Origin of the sequence: Fictibacillus nanhaiensis, assembly GCF_036213205.1 — a bacterium.
GTDB classification, from domain to species: domain Bacteria; phylum Bacillota; class Bacilli; order Bacillales; family Fictibacillaceae; genus Fictibacillus; species Fictibacillus nanhaiensis_E.
This window is the reverse complement of the sequence record NZ_JARMFC010000008.1, coordinates 13,562-31,481: the sequence shown is the minus strand read 5'-3', so window position 1 is coordinate 31,481 and position 17,920 is coordinate 13,562. Positions and strand designations below refer to the sequence as shown.

Annotated in this window: 20 protein-coding genes and 1 riboswitch; of the genes, 11 read left to right on the top strand and 9 right to left on the bottom strand. The window is 38.5% G+C overall.

Annotated features, from left to right (window positions below):
* Position 1 precedes the first annotated feature (1 nt).
* From P4V41_RS10600 to P4V41_RS10575, 6 genes are all read right to left on the bottom strand, one after another.
* Positions 2-1,177, bottom strand: a complete 1,176-nt coding sequence (locus P4V41_RS10600; protein ID WP_328084831.1) for a nucleotidyltransferase family protein — start codon at positions 1,175-1,177, stop codon at positions 2-4.
* A gap of 21 nt (positions 1,178-1,198) precedes the next feature.
* Positions 1,199-1,651, bottom strand: coding sequence for a lasso peptide biosynthesis B2 protein (locus P4V41_RS10595; protein WP_328084829.1), 453 nt, complete (start codon positions 1,649-1,651; stop codon positions 1,199-1,201).
* 12 nt (positions 1,652-1,663) lie between these two features.
* The gene (locus P4V41_RS10590; protein ID WP_328084827.1) at positions 1,664-1,957 is read right to left on the bottom strand and encodes a lasso peptide biosynthesis PqqD family chaperone; all 294 of its coding nucleotides are present in this window, start codon (positions 1,955-1,957) and stop codon (positions 1,664-1,666) included.
* A complete protein-coding gene (locus P4V41_RS10585) occupies positions 1,951-2,883 on the bottom strand; it encodes an aldolase (RefSeq protein ID WP_328084826.1) in 933 nt (310 codons plus the stop codon). The genes P4V41_RS10590 and P4V41_RS10585 overlap by 7 nt, the downstream gene beginning before the upstream one ends.
* 102 nt (positions 2,884-2,985) lie before the next feature.
* Positions 2,986-3,117: a paeninodin family lasso peptide gene (locus tag P4V41_RS10580; protein WP_328084825.1), complete on the bottom strand. Its 132-nt coding sequence runs from the start codon at positions 3,115-3,117 to the stop codon at positions 2,986-2,988.
* Positions 3,077-5,053, bottom strand: a complete 1,977-nt coding sequence (locus P4V41_RS10575; protein WP_328084823.1) for an asparagine synthase-related protein — start codon at positions 5,051-5,053, stop codon at positions 3,077-3,079. Before P4V41_RS10575 ends, P4V41_RS10580 begins: the two co-directional genes overlap by 41 nt.
* A gap of 221 nt (positions 5,054-5,274) precedes the next feature.
* On the opposite strand from P4V41_RS10575, the gene P4V41_RS10570 reads away from it, so the two are divergent.
* The 8 genes from P4V41_RS10570 to P4V41_RS10535 all read left to right on the top strand — a co-directional run bounded on the left by P4V41_RS10570 (position 5,275) and on the right by P4V41_RS10535 (position 12,477).
* The gene (locus tag P4V41_RS10570) at positions 5,275-6,141 is read left to right on the top strand and encodes an SDR family oxidoreductase (protein WP_328084822.1); all 867 of its coding nucleotides are present in this window, start codon (positions 5,275-5,277) and stop codon (positions 6,139-6,141) included.
* Positions 6,142-6,553: 412 nt separating this feature from the next.
* On the top strand, positions 6,554-7,096 hold the full coding sequence (locus tag P4V41_RS10565; RefSeq protein ID WP_328084821.1) for a sigma factor-like helix-turn-helix DNA-binding protein: 543 nt from the start codon (positions 6,554-6,556) through the stop codon (positions 7,094-7,096).
* The gene (locus P4V41_RS10560) at positions 7,081-8,208 is read left to right on the top strand and encodes a hypothetical protein (RefSeq protein ID WP_328084819.1); all 1,128 of its coding nucleotides are present in this window, start codon (positions 7,081-7,083) and stop codon (positions 8,206-8,208) included. The genes P4V41_RS10565 and P4V41_RS10560 overlap by 16 nt, the downstream gene beginning before the upstream one ends.
* 217 nt (positions 8,209-8,425) lie before the next feature.
* Positions 8,426-8,983 carry a sigma-70 family RNA polymerase sigma factor gene (locus P4V41_RS10555; protein WP_328084818.1) on the top strand — a complete coding sequence of 186 codons (558 nt, stop codon included), beginning with the start codon at positions 8,426-8,428 and terminating at the stop codon, positions 8,981-8,983.
* Positions 8,983-10,275 (top strand): hypothetical protein, encoded by a 1,293-nt coding sequence (locus tag P4V41_RS10550; protein WP_328084816.1) that lies wholly within the window; start codon positions 8,983-8,985, stop codon positions 10,273-10,275. Before P4V41_RS10555 ends, P4V41_RS10550 begins: the two co-directional genes overlap by 1 nt.
* Before the next feature lie 94 nt (positions 10,276-10,369).
* Positions 10,370-10,813: a hypothetical protein gene (locus P4V41_RS10545; RefSeq protein ID WP_328084815.1), complete on the top strand. Its 444-nt coding sequence runs from the start codon at positions 10,370-10,372 to the stop codon at positions 10,811-10,813.
* A 22-nt stretch (positions 10,814-10,835) separates the two neighbouring features.
* A complete protein-coding gene (locus tag P4V41_RS10540) occupies positions 10,836-11,861 on the top strand; it encodes a hypothetical protein (protein WP_328084814.1) in 1,026 nt (341 codons plus the stop codon).
* A gap of 88 nt (positions 11,862-11,949) precedes the next feature.
* Entirely contained in the window at positions 11,950-12,477 is a 528-nt protein-coding gene (locus P4V41_RS10535; protein WP_328084812.1) for an AAA family ATPase, read from the top strand.
* A 118-nt stretch (positions 12,478-12,595) separates the two neighbouring features.
* Here the strand turns inward: P4V41_RS10535 and P4V41_RS10530 are convergent, their stop codons facing one another.
* On the bottom strand, positions 12,596-13,570 hold the full coding sequence (locus P4V41_RS10530; protein ID WP_419181302.1) for an NAD(P)H-dependent flavin oxidoreductase: 975 nt from the start codon (positions 13,568-13,570) through the stop codon (positions 12,596-12,598).
* A gap of 205 nt (positions 13,571-13,775) precedes the next feature.
* A riboswitch (cyclic di-GMP riboswitch) is annotated at positions 13,776-13,859 on the top strand.
* Between the two features lie 28 nt (positions 13,860-13,887).
* On the opposite strand from P4V41_RS10530, the gene P4V41_RS10525 reads away from it, so the two are divergent.
* The 3 genes from P4V41_RS10525 (at position 13,888) to P4V41_RS10515 (ending at position 15,669) form a co-directional block, all read left to right on the top strand.
* Entirely contained in the window at positions 13,888-14,046 is a 159-nt protein-coding gene (locus P4V41_RS10525; RefSeq protein WP_328084810.1) for an anti-repressor SinI family protein, read from the top strand.
* A gap of 79 nt (positions 14,047-14,125) precedes the next feature.
* The gene (locus P4V41_RS10520) at positions 14,126-14,446 is read left to right on the top strand and encodes a helix-turn-helix domain-containing protein (protein ID WP_328084950.1); all 321 of its coding nucleotides are present in this window, start codon (positions 14,126-14,128) and stop codon (positions 14,444-14,446) included.
* Between the two features lie 179 nt (positions 14,447-14,625).
* Positions 14,626-15,669 (top strand): STAS domain-containing protein, encoded by a 1,044-nt coding sequence (locus P4V41_RS10515; protein WP_328084809.1) that lies wholly within the window; start codon positions 14,626-14,628, stop codon positions 15,667-15,669.
* 491 nt (positions 15,670-16,160) lie between these two features.
* On the opposite strand, the gene P4V41_RS10510 is transcribed toward P4V41_RS10515, so the two are convergent.
* The gene (locus P4V41_RS10510) at positions 16,161-16,814 is read right to left on the bottom strand and encodes an NlpC/P60 family protein (protein WP_328084807.1); all 654 of its coding nucleotides are present in this window, start codon (positions 16,812-16,814) and stop codon (positions 16,161-16,163) included.
* A 174-nt stretch (positions 16,815-16,988) separates the two neighbouring features.
* Entirely contained in the window at positions 16,989-17,858 is an 870-nt protein-coding gene (locus P4V41_RS10505; protein ID WP_328084805.1) for a DUF6843 domain-containing protein, read from the bottom strand.
* Between the last annotated feature and the right edge of the window lie 62 nt (positions 17,859-17,920).

Below are 17,920 nucleotides of genomic sequence, written 5' to 3'. Positions count from 1 at the left end.
ATTACGTAGTTTCCACGGGTTTTCGAATCTTTTTCCATACCCACAAAAATGGTCTGAGTGGAAAGTAAAGAAAGTGAGAGTGCTTTGGTAACGCGAGAACATCTTGATCTTCCGGATATGGATAGAGAAAACTCAGCACAAAGATCAGTTTCTGCTGATGATTTTTGATCTGAAACAAATAGTTGTCATGATACCGCGATACCCAGTGGGGCACAGGATCGCTGTGGAGGTTAATCTTATTCTGATAATAAAAGAGTGTTAAATTGGCGAGTTCTGCTCCATGCTTTTTTACTAAATAACTTTGAAGTTCTGGGCGTATCGGTTTATTAAACAATGAATGAAGTAGCAGAAGTGCTTGGCTTGCAAGTTGATCACAGTGATATCTTTTAAACAAGCGTTTAAGAAAGTGGAAATCCATCTCTTTTTCGATTAAAAAACCGATGTCTAATAGCCAGCGTGCGCGTGACCAGCCATGTCTCGCACCATGTGAGAGCAAGAACAAAAACAGATCTTCGTTTCCTAAACGATAAACGGGTTCATGAGTGAGTGAACAAGCTTTCCTTCTGTTCCACAGCTCTTGAAAAGTAGGTTCCTTCCAAGGACCAGGGTTCAACCGCCAGTGAATCTCGAGCTTAATATTTTTCTCGGGATGATGGTAAGCTACATGATGATGACGCCACTTCCAATCCCCTAAAACAGAGCGAATGTAATCGTCCTTTACATAACCGTCCTGTTTCAGAAGTTCATGAACATGATTGAGCTCTTGAATCGGCACCAAAACATCCAGATCACTCGACGTTCTAAGAGAAAGGTCGCCATACAGTTCTTTAGCTAGAACAGGACCTTTTAGAAAAAGAGTTCTGATTCCTTGTTGCTGAAACATCGTATTGATGGTCGTCATCTCTCTTGTAAGGTGCAGCATCTCAAACGTGAAGTGTTTGTACATTCTCTCTAATCGTTGTTTGATTTTCTCTGGGACGAGCGGCTGATTCTTCAGTTTTCCATATAAAAAGGAGAACGTGCGGTGATGAAGCAGCAAGTCGTAAAATTCATCCCAATTGATGTCAGAGAACCAGTGTGAATCTATCAATCTAGTGTCCCCTATAAGCATAAGCTTCAGCTGCAGTTTGAGTTCTTCTGATAACGTATCTGTTTCCAAAATCGGTATGCTTGTCATCGTATACACCTTCAATCGTTATTAAGTGATCTGTTTCGCATACTTTCCAACCACGGTAAACTTGTTCATCTCTTCTGCTCCCGATAGATAGATCGAGCCGCTTCTCAGCCAAGCATGTGCGACGAGCTCTCCCTTATCGTCTCTTGCCGTACCAAAATAGATGGTCGATTCAATTCCACGCCGCTTTAACATGTTCATGGCCGCAATCGCCTTCACCATGCATTGACTCTCCCAAAACGTATGCCGACTGGCTAAATGGATGGCTTCTGAAATCTGTTGGAGTAGCTTTTTGTGCTCTGAATCTTCCATGAACTCTGTTTCTTCCATAAAGGTTCCGAGGTTCGGTGCAATTCTGCCGAAAGGAACCTGCTTAAGAAAACGTGCCCAACCTAGTTGAATATAAGCTTCAATAACAAGCATTTTCATTCTCCGGTCGAACGTTAGATAAAGGCGAACTTGCTTGAGCAACTGCATGTTAGCACCAACTTACCCTTTTATAGTGATTAAGTTCTCATGTTTGAGCGAGTCTAAAAAAGAGAGCACTTGCTTTTCGCACTCATCTCTTGAAATGTCATATTCCGATGCAAGGTTTTCAGTTAGCTTCCCTACGCTTATCGCATGTTCAATCTTGTCCCAGATGATGCCTCCTACCTCACCTAAGTTGTAGTAGTTTCCGTTATCGATGCCCATCATCACCTTTTCGCCACCCATATCGGAGACGATAAATCCCTCACGCTGTTGGATGATCGATGTACTCGTAAGTGCAGTTGTTGTTAACATGTTACTTCCTCCTTTTTCGAAATTTTATATAGAATGAGTGATACAAGTTCATGAGCAGTAAAATGATCACTTGGCCTTTGAAGAGAGATTATTGAAACATGGTTTACAAGTTTCATAGATTCCTTGAACTGCCATTCCGTCCGACCGCTATCTTCAATAAATGACCGGCGAAATGCTTGCCCCATCACAATATGAACGCGCTCTAATCCTGTTATTTCTTTTAACGTTAAAGATCCATCTTCAGATATCGACAGTTCGATCAATCCAGCAAGTGGAACTGGCTGGTGGTGAAATCCTGGTATCGGCACTGCAAATTTGTTTTCTCTATCCACTAACGGCTTGTAGCCCTTATGTTCCATTCCAAAGTTCTGCAAACTTTCTTTCCATAATTTTTGCTGCGGATAGCCGGGAACGACCATCGGCTGATTCTGTTTATCGTACGTAATCGCGATCACATCATCCGTTAAGAGTTTAAATTTTTTTTGTAAAAAAGCGGTGGCAAGTGTGGATTTCCCGGCACCAGAATGCCCTGTAATGGCGTACGCTTTTCCGTTGATTTCGATGGCACTTCCATGAAGGCATAGTACATTTCGTTGCATTAGTAATGCACCCATACAAGATCCGAGTAGATATAGTCGGATGCGATCTTCCTCAGCCTCATTTTCAGGCGAAACAAGAATTTGTTCTCCGTTTCTTACGCAAAATGTCGCGAGGTTCTCAATATGAAACAGTACAAGATTTTCTTTTACGATAACGCGTGTGTCCGATGTAGCATGTTCCTTCCACAAATGGGACAGATCTCTTTTCATAATGGTCACATGAGCTTGCTCTTCTCCGTTCCTTTTCGTAAACTCTGGAATTTCGTATTCACTTTCTATTTGCAATCCGAAAGCAAAATAGCCATACGTCTTTTTCGACACGTTCATCGTTTCCACCACCTTTTACCGAAATAGAGGAAAACCCTTATACTGTTTTGTTGTATAAGGGCTCTAACAGTTAAGTAGATTCATTTCATGATAGCTGGTCTATTAGCTAGGTTTTACGTTTCCTCTGTCATCACAATCATCGAAAGCAGCGTCCTTGTATTTGTTTCCAGGGCCAGCCATCGTCATGTTGATGTTAAGTACTTCTAATACCGGTGTTTGCCATTCTTTTTTCATCCATTTCACCTCCTTTCAATGACTTTAGGAACCGATACACGATTAGACTTCTCATGACTATAAGGAAATCAGAGTCAAAAGCCTGTTTTGGTGGTGTCTCTGCTCGCTGCAATTTTTCTAGTGCTTGTTTGATCACAGTGACGTTTAGATAAGCACTTGCGAGTGGATCCTGAATGAGGTCATGAACCTCTCCATATAAAACAGACCACGATGATTTCATGCGTTGAAGAATGTCCGCACCTTGCAAGCCTCGCTTTAACATGTTCAATCGGATTCGGTCTGGCAGAAATCCTTTTGATGCTCTTCGAATGAGCCCTCGATCCAGCCCGTCTCCGAAAAAGTATGGCAATGGTACAGATAAACAAAAGTTGATGATGCGCAGATCGTTCGTCGGATCATGTGTCTGGACGTTGTATTTTAATGAAAGTTTCGTCCGACTCGTTCCTGTTGCATTCCAAATATTTAGCTGTGCAAAATGATTTTTGCGTAGCTCGTAAATCGAGTTTGGTGAAGCGTTTAAAGCTTTTGTTCCTTCTTCTAAAAGTAATTGGGTGATGTTCGTTCTTTTTTCTAAATCAGGTGAAAGGAGGCATATAGCGTTTTCTTGTCGAGAAGAATGCTTTGGATACGCGAGTTGCTTAACCGCTTTAAATACTCTGGAAGGTTTCGCATCAATGTAGTGGCTGTACTTTCTCATCTCCGTTAGTAATGTAATGAGTTTTTTCTTTTTGAGCAGCTCAGCAAAATAATATTGACCCGGACCCCACGAGATCGAAAAGTTTCCTCTTGCTCCGTTAAGTAATAACCCAATTCCTTGCTGACTTGCTGTCTCGTGAATCCCTCTCATCCACGCAGCGTTTTCAAAGAACTTATACGGCATTTCCATCAAGTCTAGCCATGGATCAATCTCGTTTAATGGCGTGCGATCTTGAAAATGAAAGTATTGATCCGTAATGTTGCCAACATGATTAACGGTTAACTTTATGGACTTTCGCTCATCAGGTTCCATATAGCTTGGTGTCCAATCTTCATATCCTGGAATCGGAATCGCACTGTAGCTATGTAGCTGTTTGTTGTGCTGTTTCAAGTATGGTGAAGCAATGCTGACGATAGAGCCTGAGTCGAGTCCTCCACTTAGTTGCGATCCTACCTTTTTGTGTGTACGAAGTCTTGAGGTGACTGCTGTCTTATATAGTTCTTGGAATTCTTCTATTACATCTGATCGTGATTTATGGGTCATGATCTCCGGCTGTTGAAACTTGTGATACCGCCTAAGGACGGTTTTTCCTGAAGAGATCGTGATTGTATGGGCTGGTGGCAAAGCTTGAATGTCACGATAGACAGTTTGGATTGCGTTATGTGTATCGATCATATTTGAAATGGACAGATATTCAGCCATCCAATAATCATTGATTTGATTTGAGATAAATGGCATCTGCAAAAGTGGTTGAAAAGTTGTAGAGAACACGAACTGATCCGGATTGTGATGATAGTAGAGCGTGCGGCTTCCGGAAAAGTCTCTTGCGCCGAACAGTTTGTGGTTTCGTTCGTCCCAAATGATGAAAGCAAAATCCCCGATTAAATGTTTAGCCGTGTCTTCCTGCCACTTAGTATATGCGAGCAGAATGAGTTCGCTGTCAGTTATTTGCTTTTGCCGTTCGTGAGGAATGTCTAGTTTGTTAAAAAGCTCAGGTCGGTTGTCGAGCGTAACGTCTGCTGTGATCGCAAGACGTTTTTCGGAGTCATAAAAGCACTGCTTTTTGTTAATGTCTTCTGGCATGATCCATTGCGCGATGCATCCGAGAAAAAGGTTGTTTCTGTTATAGGTGTCGGTGCTATCGAACGGAATATTTTTCAGAGGATGGAGAAGTTTTTCTCCAAGATCGACGGCTGATATGTGGTTATGGAAGTGAAGAATTCCTGTTATCGCACTCATCGTCTCTCCTCCTTAAAGAACATAAATTCATTAATTCGTTCTTTATAGTGAACAAGTTCTAGTTATAAATTACCATCCCCCTTTTTCGTTGTCAAACATATTTTTTGATAATTATAAAAATAATGAGCAATTGTTCTTTTTTATGGTTGGCATGTTTATTCAGATGTGAGATGGGAAAGGTAGTTTTAGAACATAAAATTTACATAAGGAGTGTAGCGTTCATGTCTGATCAAAATCATCCAACAGGTCAACCTGCACAGCATCAAAATCATCAGCCAGGGTTAGAGTCTGAAATGACCCCTAAGCCGCAATCGGAAAGCCCGACGTATAAAGGCAGCGGAAAACTAAAAGGTAAATCCACACTGATTACGGGCGGAGACAGCGGAATCGGTAAAGCGGCAGCCATCGCTTTCGCGAAAGAAGGTGCGAACGTTGCGATTGTGTATCTAGAGGAAACTGGAGACGCTGAGGAAACGAAGACACAAATCGAACAAGAAGGCGTGAAATGCTTGTTGATTCGCGGAGATATTGGTGACGAATCGTTTTGTGATCAAGCCATTCGAGATGTAGTTGGTTCGTTCGGCGGACTGGACGTACTAGTTAATAATGCGGCAGAGCAGCATCCACAGCAGAACTTTGAGGATATTACAGCTCAGCAGCTTGAGAAAACATTCCGTACAAATATATTTAGCATGTTTCATCTGACGAAAGCCGCTCTTCCTCATCTGAAGCAAGGAAGTTCGATTATTAATACAGCGTCAATTACAGCGTACCAAGGTCATCCGGAGTTGATCGATTATGCATCAACGAAAGGTGCAATCGTGTCGTTTACTCGTTCGTTGTCGAATAACTTAGTTAAAAAAGGAATCCGTGTGAACGGTATCGCGCCAGGCCCGATCTGGACGCCGCTCATCCCGTCTACTTTCACAGCAGATAAAGTAGAACAGTTCGGTAAAGACACACCAATGGGCCGACCAGGTCAGCCAGAGGAACTTGCCCCTGCTTATGTGTACCTAGCGAGTGAAGATTCTTCTTATGTATCTGGGCAGATGATTCATATTAATGGTGGTAAAGTTGTGAATGGGTAAAAATAATGTGGAACTCGCATAAAGCTAGCGTAAATGTGGAGGTATTCCACTTTTACGCTAGCTTTTTTAATCAAATTATCATCCAGTATGCATCCCGTTTTCCCTCCTCATATCTTCTCGTTGTTCATTAAGCAATGACATTCTCACGAAAATTGGATGTAATTTCACGAAAACAGAGCATAATTTCACGAAAACAAACAATAATCTCACGAAAAAGGTTATTAATCTCACAGATTTTTTTTAGGCGTCTATAATACTTTATTTTTAGTACTAGGTGTCCATATGGGGTGGAAAAATACATGGAGTGTATTTGTGTGGGGTCAGACCCGGGGTCTGACCCCACTTTTTGAAACCTGATTCTAGGCTACTTCGTCATACTACGGGATGTGTTAAACAAGGAGGATTTAGTTTTGTGAAGATCGAGAGGTTGAGGGATAATAACATTAAGATTAATGGCATGAGTAAAGATGAAGTGATCCTCTACTTAATGAATAAATATGGAGAGGAAATAAAGCGTTTCGTATATTTTCTAACCGTGGATTGGGATCAAGCTGCAGATATTACACAGCAAACCTTTATTGAGGTGTACCAGGAGCTAGATCGCGCTTTTAAACACCCATCTATACGTTACTTTATATATTCAATGTCCATTCAAAAAGTAAAAGAACGAAATCGCTGGACCTTTACTAGAGAATTGTTCGTCAGTTATTCATTTAGGTCTAATGAAGAAATTCTTAATGAAGACCAACTCTTATATGAAGCGATTATAAATCTACCTGTGAGATATAAAGAGATCATCACACTCATATATTATTGCAATTTCTCAGTTGAAGAAGTAAGTGGTTTGTTGTCGACAAAGAAATCTAGAGTGATGTCTCTTTTAGATAAAGGAAAAGGACGCTTGCAGCGCTCTCTTGAAACCCAAGGAGGTGATTTTTCATGGGAGATCATTTAAATCGTCTCAACAAAATTATGGATGAACAGATGTCTTCCACTCCTGTGTTCACCGCCAACGATAAAAATCAAATCTTGCTCAATATAAAAGAACAAAATAAGAAGCCTGTTCTTATGAGGCGGCGTCCTCTTGTTCCTGCTCTTTTAACGGTTGCACTTATTGCAGGATTACTATTGTTTACTTTTTCACTGTTTGAAAAATCTGTTGAACCTCTTCAACAGGCCGGTAAAGAAAAAGTGGTAAAAGATAAAACGGTGAAAGAAAACAAGGACGAACAAGATACTACAGTTTTAGATTCAAAAAAGGATGAAACAAATGAGGATGAAGCAGAAGTCATTGAGGACACGCCCATCGATCCAATCATTTATTTTGAGAATCCAACTGGTGAAGTAGTAATTAATAATGAAAATAAAACCGTTGAAATAAGAGGAAATGTTACGAATGCGGCTAAAGAAACGAGTCCTCAATTCGCTGTAAAAGTAAACATATTAAACCCAGAGCTAAAAGGCACCTTCAACCAACTGGAGTTTCCTTTTAAAGACGCTCAATATGCGAATGCACAATCAGGAGCAGTATTTGAGTTTTGGGAAGAAGTCCCTCTTTTAAAGAATTTAACGAAAGCTGATTTAGAGAACGCCGTACAACTCACCTTTACCATTAACGATAAAGTCATAAAAACACATATTATTAAAAATATTACTGTAATTGAGGAACCCCCCGAACAACCACCTGAGAAAGAAACTATGAAAATTGAAGAAATAAAGAAATCACTTGCACGTGGAATGACTCAGGAAGAAGTTAAAGCAATCTTCGGAAGTAAATATACAGAAGTTACAGGTTCTATGAACGATGAAAATTACTGGAGATTTGATATTGGCGCCGACCCTGATTATAACTTTAACTCTGGAGACGATTCAGATGCACTTGATAATAAAGGATTAATTGATGGCACGGTTGATACCATTTTATTCGTAGAATGGGATGAAAACTTAAAAGTAAATAGTTTTAGTTTCTACAATATTTTAGAGTATGGATTCAATTACTCGTACCGAGTTTTTGAGAATGGGAATATTAAAGAAGATAAAGATACTACTGGCGGAATACTCGATTGATGCAAATTCTATAGATGATCATTAGAAAAGCTGGCTATGATAGCCAGCTTTTCTAATGTGCGTCCACTCCAAATGGACAAAATAGTACTTTTGTAATTGTTTGGGGTCAGACCCCATCAATTAACGGTAAAATTTTACTCGTATTCTAAAATAATGAAACCTGTGGTATCATTGCTTCGTCATACAACCGGGAAAACATTTACGAGGGGGTTGTTTAGTGGAAAATCAGGGGTTGCAGGAGAATGTTAACATCACAGGCATGAGCAAGGATGATGCAATCATTTTCCTGATGAATACATACGGCGAAGAAATAAAACGTCTTGTATATACCTTCGTTAAAAACTGGCAGCATGCTGAAGACATTACACAAGACGTGTTTGTGACATTATATACAAAACTTGATACATTCAGGGGTCAGTCGGCTATCAGAAGCTGGATCTACTCTATTGCCATTAATCGATCAAAAGACTTTCTAAAAAGCTGGAGTTATAGAAAATTAGCGTTTACCGATAAATTTTCCAATGATCAAAAAGACAGCGCACATTCTGCCGAAGACGGTGTAATCGCTAATAGCGAAGATCAGTTACTCTACGAAGCTGTTTTATCGCTATCCATTAAGTATCGCGAAGTCATTTTATTACACTATTATAAAGATTTTTCTATTCGAGAAATTTGCGATCTGCTCACACTTAATGAATCTACTGTGAAAACTCGTTTAAGCCGGGCACGTAAAATACTCCAAGAACGTTATATAGAACTTGGAGGTGAAAGATAATGGAGAAACAGCTCAAACACTTAGACCAAATCATAGATAAGCAGATTTCTGAGGCACCTGTTTTTACATCAAAAGATAAACAAAATATTTTGGCTGCTATAAAAAACAGCTCAATCAATCAACCGTTGAGGCAAAAACGAAAAACATTCGTCCCTCGCCTGCTGACTGCTGCTCTATTTGCCGGAATCATCTTCGCTTCCTACACGATGATTGATAGCTACCTTACACCTGACACAGCTACAGAGATTAAAAAACCAGAAGTTAAGTATGCACAGGAATTGACGCAAGCATCTAGTAAACTGACATATGAAGTGGATACACAAAAGCTAACGATTGAAGGAACCGTTAATAATACAACGGCATACACGAGCGAACCATTTAAAGCACGCGTAAAGATTTTAAAAGAAGATGTGGCTGCTTTACTTGAATCCAAAAGCTTAGCACTTGATGATAATTCAACGAACCATATCCTTCGACCCGATGAATCATACTCTTTTAATAAAGTCGTGACGCTAGATATGGGCATTGTTGATGAAAATACCTTCAAAGATGCCTTTGAGGTTGAGTTGTATACGGAGGATAAGACGTTAACATCTTTTGTAATAAAAAAGATTGAATTCATAAATACTCCAAACGAAGGTTCTACAGAAACAATTGTTGAGGAACCAATACCAAATGGGAAACCTATTGAAGAACAAACGAAAGATCCTGTTACGGCCAAAGATCCTAAACAAGATACGGATCAAAAACAAGAACAACCTAAAGTTACGGATGACAAGCCGAAAGAACCCACGCTTGAAGAATTAGAGCAAAAGTACGGAAAAAAGAAGACTCCTTTTAGAAACGTCCCTGTGGAAAGCCGAATTCAAGCAAATCAATTCTATTTAAATGGAATAACACTCGGAATGACGAAAGAAGGGACTCTAAACATTTTGGGACCATACGATAAATACCAAAGTGAAGACGAATCTACAGAATCATGGGCAGTATGGAATATGGTAACCGCCGATAAAAATTTAATTGAAAACGCCTCTGAGTATTCAATCACATATTCAGTTAATCAAAAGGTCAACTATATCAGTTTCTTCACCCTTCATAATTCGTTTGTTGAGGAATGGGAAAAAACATTAGGTGAACCTTATCATAGTACCGAGTATGGAGAAACCTATTACTATTTTGAAGATACAAAACAAATGCTATGTCTTGATGCGGTCTACGAGGGATTCAAGCATTACGAAGTTACATTATGGACTACAGATAACCCAGAAGAATATAAAGCAGATGTAGAATAAAGTTCACACAAGCTAGTTCCCATATGGGGTACTGGCTTGTTTTTTGTAACTAACCCCTCCCTCCCCACGTCTACATAGTAAGGAGGCGTTTATTATGATAAGGAGATATTTACCCATAAGTGTTATCATCGTCCTTTTATTAACATCTTTCTTCCCTAACAATAGCGTCTCAGCTACAAAATGGGTGCATCAATTTGTAGTATGGGATGGCTATGTTTACACTTTACAAGATGAGATTATTACCGATGTTAAGAAAAAGATTGGAGAAGTGACTGCATATTCCGATATGAACCAACTTCCGGGTAATTTTTCAAACGTTTTTCAGAAAGGTACAAACTATTATTCAATTAATGGAATAGATACAAATAAGTCCATTGCGATTAAAATAGGAAAAGACAGGTATCAAGTTGCTGATAGAGAAAGTGAGTATTTGGTGAGGGATATTGAGAAACGTTCAGCTAACGAGAACCATTATTCAAGTTTCACTAAGCATCTTTTAGCTTTCTTAGATAACTTGTTAAAAATGATTTTTAAATAAGATTACAGAGGATGTACGCATAATGAAGAAAATCATATTTTTTGTTACTTGTGCAGTGATAATTATATTAATGCTTTATTTAAATTTGAAAATTGAAAGCAATGATGATGTTGTTAAGGGCTACATGAAAAATAAACATGGGATAGATGTCAAAATCGTTGAGAAAAAAGAAGAAAGTCCCATGGTCAGTTCGGAAATCGTATATATCGTTTCTCCTGTAGATCAGAGTGAAGTACTTTTTACTGTGACAGTAAATCCTGATACTGATCCTGCTCAAATAAAAGATACCTATAATCAAGCTGTTCAGACGTATAAAGAGTATCATAAGCTTGAAACCGTAGTTCCTGAGATAAAAAAATTAGGCTTTAGTGGTGAATTTAAACCACACCCACTTCGTTACGAAAGCAAACAAGTGAATGGAAAGTGGCAAAACTATATTTCATTGCCTTTGAAAATGAATTCACGTTTAAATATCTCTTCTTTTGAAGAAAAAGAGTTAGACCGTTTTATAAAGCTTATAAAACTCATTCAAAACAGTGGTGCTTCGATTCAACAAGTTACAGTCGAAGACAGCGGTGACGAGCTTGAAAGTAAAAAAATCATTATGAAAATGGATCATTTAAAAGACATCTCATCTAGAGAAGCGTTTCTTACACAGCTTAAGACGATGAATTGGGAGTTAGCTAGTTCCTATAGCAATAAAAAATGGGAAAAAGAAGCACAGAAGATTGAAAATGAACGTTTTTCTTTTGGAAGCGAATATGATGAGCATTGGTTCAACTGTCAAACGACTAATGAAAAGGGAGAATGTACTTCCATATTAGTTCCTGTTACGTATCAAAAAGATGGATTGAATCAACGAAATCCATTTCTAAAAGAAGATTTAAATACGATCTTTCACTTTTTTGACCATACCATGAAACCAAAACCTAACGTAGAATATATCCTACTTGAACCTGATAATCCAAACACTGTGCGATTTACACAAGCAGATCGTAATCAATATAAATCGACTGAGGATTTAATAAGAGGATTATTTAAAAAATAGTTTTTAACACTGCTGCTTCTTTAAGCAGCTTTTTGTAGAGGTTGTTAAAATTTCATCTCTTATTTCAAATGTTAGGAAGGTACATACTATGTTTTTTGTTCAAATGTCTGGTTTCCCTGGCTCTGGTAAATCTACACTTGCGCGCGAGATCGCAAAAGAAACGGGTGCCATTATTATTGATCACGATATAGTGAAATCCGCTTTGTTGCAATCGATAGAAGGAACGCCTATTGACGCTAAGTCTACAGGTGCGATCGGCTACCATATCGATTGGTCTCTCATTGATTTCTTGTTATCACAGGGGAAATCTGTTATTTTCGATAGCCCTTGTTTATATGACGAGATGATTGAAAAAGGAACTCATCTAGCAAAAAAGCATCACGTTACATATAAGTATGTGGAATGCTACTTTGATAATCGTAACGAAATAAATAATAGACTAAAAAATCGTGACCGGATGATCAGCCAAATTGGAGAGATTACCTCTGAAGAAGCCTTTCAATATACGATAAAAAATAGTAAAAAGCCTCTGGGTATCCAATGTTTAGTCGTGAATACTTCAGAGCCTCTAGAGCATTATGTTGAAACTGTCTTAGAATACATACATGGGGTCTGACCCCACACAATTACAAACCCCTCACTTTTGTCCACCTGAGGAGAACAATGTAAAAATCCCCCAAATACGCGTTTATCAACTGCGATTTTGGGGGATTCAGTTCTAAAGGACTAATATTTTAAGGAATAATGCTCATAGCTTCCTTTGTATTTAAGGCTTTTTTGTACTCTGCTTTTAGGTCATCTACTACTTCCTGAATGGTAGCCACTTTCTTCACACTGCCTACACCTTGTCCCGCTGACCAGATGTCTTTCCAAGCTTTTGCTTTGGATTCAGAGAACGAGAGGTCAACAGAATCCTTTTTCATTAAGTTTTCTACATCAAATCCCGCTTTTTGTAGGGATGGAAGCAAGTAGTTCCCTTTTATTCCACTAATTGCGTCTGTATAAACAAGATCCTCTAGAGTAGATTCAATTAACATCTGCCTGTAATCTTCGCTTGCTGAAGATTCTTGAGTCGCTATAAAACGCGTTCCCATGTATACGAGATCCGCTCCAAGAATCTTTGCAGCCAGTATCTCTTCACCAGTAGAAATCGCCCCAGCTAGAATCGTCATCCCATCCCAGAATTCTTTTACAGCTTTTAAGAAAGCAAATGGATTCAACGTCCCACCATGGCCACCTGCCCCACTGCACACGAGTATTAATCCATCGATGCCTGTCTTAGCGGCCTTACGTGCGTGATCTAGCGAGATGACGTCAGAGAAAACGAGACCACCATATCCGTGAACGATTTTTGCCACATCGCTTGGATTACCTAGAGAAGTAATGACTACGGGCGGCTCATATTTCTTTATTAACTCTAAGTCTTCTTCAAAACGTTTATTCGTTCTGTGAACGATTAAATTAACACCCCACGGAGCTATCTTTGCAGAAGGATCTTCTTCTCTTGCTTTACTTAGCTCTTCTGAAATATGTTTCATCCAATTCTCCAATAGATCGGAGGTGCGTGCATTTAACAATGGGAACGTCCCTATAATCCCATTTTTGCAGCTTTCCAACACCATATCGGGGCTTGATACTAAAAACATTGGTGCATTTATCACGGGTAGACTGAGTTGATTCGACAAACTTAATGGCAAATTGCTGTTCAAGTACGATCATCCTCTCAACTTTAGGTATACGGTTTAAAAAATCACCACCCTAACATGTTCGATAGGCCTTGATACAATCCTTTTTTCTCATTTTGAAGATCGTTAAGGAAAGATAAATATTACATTTTTGTTACTGTCATTTTCTGACAACATTTTTCAATCAGCTTGTATATAATCAATTTGAGTTAGTTCATTTGTCTCATCCTTCAGACAAGGGCAAACATTTTCGAAAGATATGGGCGCAAAGCCACGGGTCTAAGGCAACTGCTAGGATCGCCGGGCTACCTGAACATTACGCTTATCTGGAGGGAAATCTAATGGAGAAAAAGATAACGTTAGATCTCGAGTGGATTCTTTTAATGAGAGAAGCTAAAGAAAACGGAATTACTAAGGAAGAAATTATGGACTTTTTGAGAAATCCCCAAATCATGACAATTGATGGATCTTTTTCACCAGAAAAGCAGGTAACCAAGTAAGAACTAGTACTTATTTACTTCCCTAAATATTGAAGATATAATTAGATTATTATGACTTCTAAAATGGGGAATGCAAATGGTGATAGGGGAAAATTTAAAAAAGTACCGCACAGAAAAAGGCTTCTCCATGACTTCCTTAGCTGAAAAGGCCGGAGTAGCTAAATCTTACATAAGTGCATTAGAGCGAAATATTCAGCAAAATCCTTCCATTCAACTTCTCGAAAAGATCGCAGAGGTCCTTGATATTTCTGTTGATCACCTCATAAAAGAGGAAGTTAATAACGAAGAACTTGACCAAGAATGGGCTAATCTTGTAAAAGAAGCTATGGGTTCTGGTGTAAGCAAAGAGCAGTTCAAAGAGTTTCTCGAATTTAACAAATGGAAAAACAAACAAAACTAACCACCTGATTTTATCAGGTGGTTTTTACGTGGTTCGTTGCTTCTATGTGTCTTCGTGGAATGTACAAAGTGTGGTTTTTGTATTTGTGTGGGGTCAGACCCCACACAAATGTTTAGAGATTAATGAATTAGGGTATGGGAAAAGGGTGTCTACTATTTTTTGTTTATGGAGGATTATAAATGAAGCAATCGCCAAATGAACTAATGGATTCTCAAAAAAGTGTAGATGTTAACGGTTCTTCTTTTCATTGGGACACATCAAAGGGTATTTTTCAATTTGAAGGCCAAGATGTAATGCTATTTTGGATTGATTCAGCATTCAAAGTATTCCTGGATTCCATCGAAGAGATAACAGGTGAAGGAACTGCGGACCTTGTTTTTGAAACTGCTGGGTATCGGACAGGGTTAATCGTTAGTGATTTTTACATAAGAACGATCGGTAATATTGAAATTTCCGCTGAATCTTTACCTACCATTTATGCATCAGCTGGTTGGGGTAAGACATACATAGAACTTGATGTTAAAAAGAAAGAAGCGATTATTACGATTACGAACAGCTGGGAAACGAAAGTTAAAAAAGCGCAGAACAGCGAACGCATGGGGCGATTCTTACCTGGCCATTGGGCTGGCGTTTTCACTGGCCTCTTTCAAACAAACATGTGGTATGAGGTATTAGAAAATGAATCAGATCCTAACACGCTAAAATTAGCAATCTCAGAATCACACATAACACCAAAAGATAACATCCGTGACCTCGTTCAACGGGAAGAACAGCATGAAATTTTGAAGCTAGAAGCGATGGTTGAAGATCGAACTAGGGAGTTAACAGATTTAATTAGAGAGATTTCCTCTCCTATTATTCCCGTTACCGATCATATTGTAGTTATTCCCTTAATCGGCAAATACAACGAACTTCGATCAAACGATATGTTAGAGCATACACTCACTTCACTTCCTCAACACCGGGCTAAATTTGTTATCTTAGATCTAACCGGTATTAAGTCTATTGATTCTGAAATGGTGGATATGTTGAACAAACTTGTTTCATCAGCTCGATTGTTCGGTATGGAAACGTTATTAGTAGGGATCTCACCTGAGTTAAGTATGGAAATAACAAAACATCAATATTCTCTTGGAGAAAGTACATATTTCAGAAATCTCAAGCATGCCATCCACTTCGCTTTTGCAAAGGAAGGAATGCTCATACAAGAACCTACGAAGTAAGAAAAAATCCACGCTGCGGTAGTTGCAGCGTGGATTTTTTCTTATGCCTTTGTAGCTGCTGATCTCTGGTGTATTTCTGGAAAAAACAAAATGAAGGAATGTGTAATTGTATGGGGTCAGACCCCCATTTCTATTTAACCCCATCATTCGTCTAAGCAACTTGTCTGCCTCTACATATGATATACAGAAACCGAAGCCAAATTGGAAATCGGTATCAATTTGTGAGGTGAAACAATTAATGTGTAACAAGTGTGGAAACTACGACCACTGCAAATACGAGAAGCATGAGAAGCATGAAAAGAAGTGTTACAAGAAAGTAGAATGGGTTTGTGAAGAATCTTCTTCATCATCCTCTTCTAGCTATGAAGTATTGAAGTGCAAAAAGTTTAAAAAAGCTAAGAAAAAGCATCATTGCTGCTGCGATCCTTGGGCAAGAATCTTGTTCTAGGATAGAAAAAAAGGAGTCCAACTAGCGGACTCCTTTTTCTTTATTATAGACGTTTTGTACCTAAGTAACGCGGCTTCCAATAGCTGTTGTTCATATCTGAAATCGTCACTCCTGTTGAAGAACCAGCATGGATGAACTTCCCGTTTCCGACGTAAATACCCATATGTGAAGCTCCTGAATCTGTCGTAGAGAAGAACACAAGATCTCCTACACCTTGGCCGGAAACTCGAAATCCTGTCTGGTTCCACATATCTTTCACCGTACGTGGCAGTACAATATTGTGAGAGTTTTTAAAAACGTAGTTGATGTAACCTGAACAGTCAAATCCAGCTGTTGTAGTTCCGCCCCATTTGTATGGCGTACCTTGAAAACGTTTAGCATAGTCTACTAGATAAGGGTTGTTAACGTTATAGACTCCTAGCTTATTAAATGTGTTACGACCCGCGATTCCGTCTGCCGTTAAACCTTTTGCACGTTGAAAGCTCATTACCGCACTCTTTGTGTAAGATCCAAAGTATGTCGTTGCTGAACCGCTATATGTAAAGTAACCTTTATCTCGCAAAATTGTTTGAAGTGTTTTTACATCTGAATGTGTCATCGTTGGACGAAGTGTTTGATCTCCAATATTTGCAAATGCCTGTAGTGGCGACAATAATAAACTAGCACCTAAAACTGATGTAACTATCCATTTTTTCATTATTTATCCCAAACTCCTTTGATTTTCCAAGTAATCTATTATTATCCTACAATAAATAATAGGACTTGTGTTTTACGCTTCCGTTACGGAAAATAGGAATTTGGTCTTCTTGTAAAATCATGTCGAATTTAGTATTGTGATAAAATATTTATTTTTCATGGACACCTTCGCCTCTTAAAAGCCAAAATCTTCAAATCCCTCTCGTTGTAAAATTTCTTCAACATCGATGCTATGATCCTCTAAGTATTGACTGCCATACGTAGAAAAATGATCCGTACAATTTGAATCGATAACGGTAAAAGAACTATAATAAAACTCCCTGTCATCATTTGATGTAGAGCCTGAACTGCCTATATGAATACACTTTTTATCAATTTTTTCTCTACGTCCCTCATCATCAACATAAAAATATTTATTATTATGGGTCCCTTCTGGTTCTGGTAGCGCTGTAAGTCCATAACCATCAGCGTTTATTTTGATAACATTGTAGTCTCCCACTTTATCTGCTTTTGACTCATCTTTAATGTCGTATATCACAGTCACTTCACCTACATAACCTGATGGAATGAGGTAATATTCGTTTGTTTTCTTTTCTAGCAACTTCTGCATGTAAAATGAAGAATAAACTGCAAGTACCGTAAATCCAACTACAAAGATACATTTCACTATCATTTGTTTCCAATTAAAGTTTTGTTTTATTCCCTTTTGCCACTCTTCAGACAAGAAAAAGAGAGCAGCACATATGATTGCAAAAGTATTAAAACCTTCTATGATAACAAAAGAAATAAAAGCAAAAATAATATGTAAAAAGCCTGACAGCAAGAATTGAAGTTTTGTAACTTTTATTGTTATAGAATCTACTAAGAAAGATACAGGTATGCCATACAAAAAGTTACCTGCTACCGCAAAGAAAAAAACGATAATTAAGAAGGATGAATTATCTGTTAAATCACCTTCAAAGATGGTGTAAATACCCATTAACACAGGTAATAAAAAGGATGCTATAAGAGCTGACTTCATTTTTCGCAACAGGTGTTTGTTCATTATTCAGCCTCCTTGTGAATGTTTTCACATATATTCTATCACTTTGGTTTCAGTATTGGAAT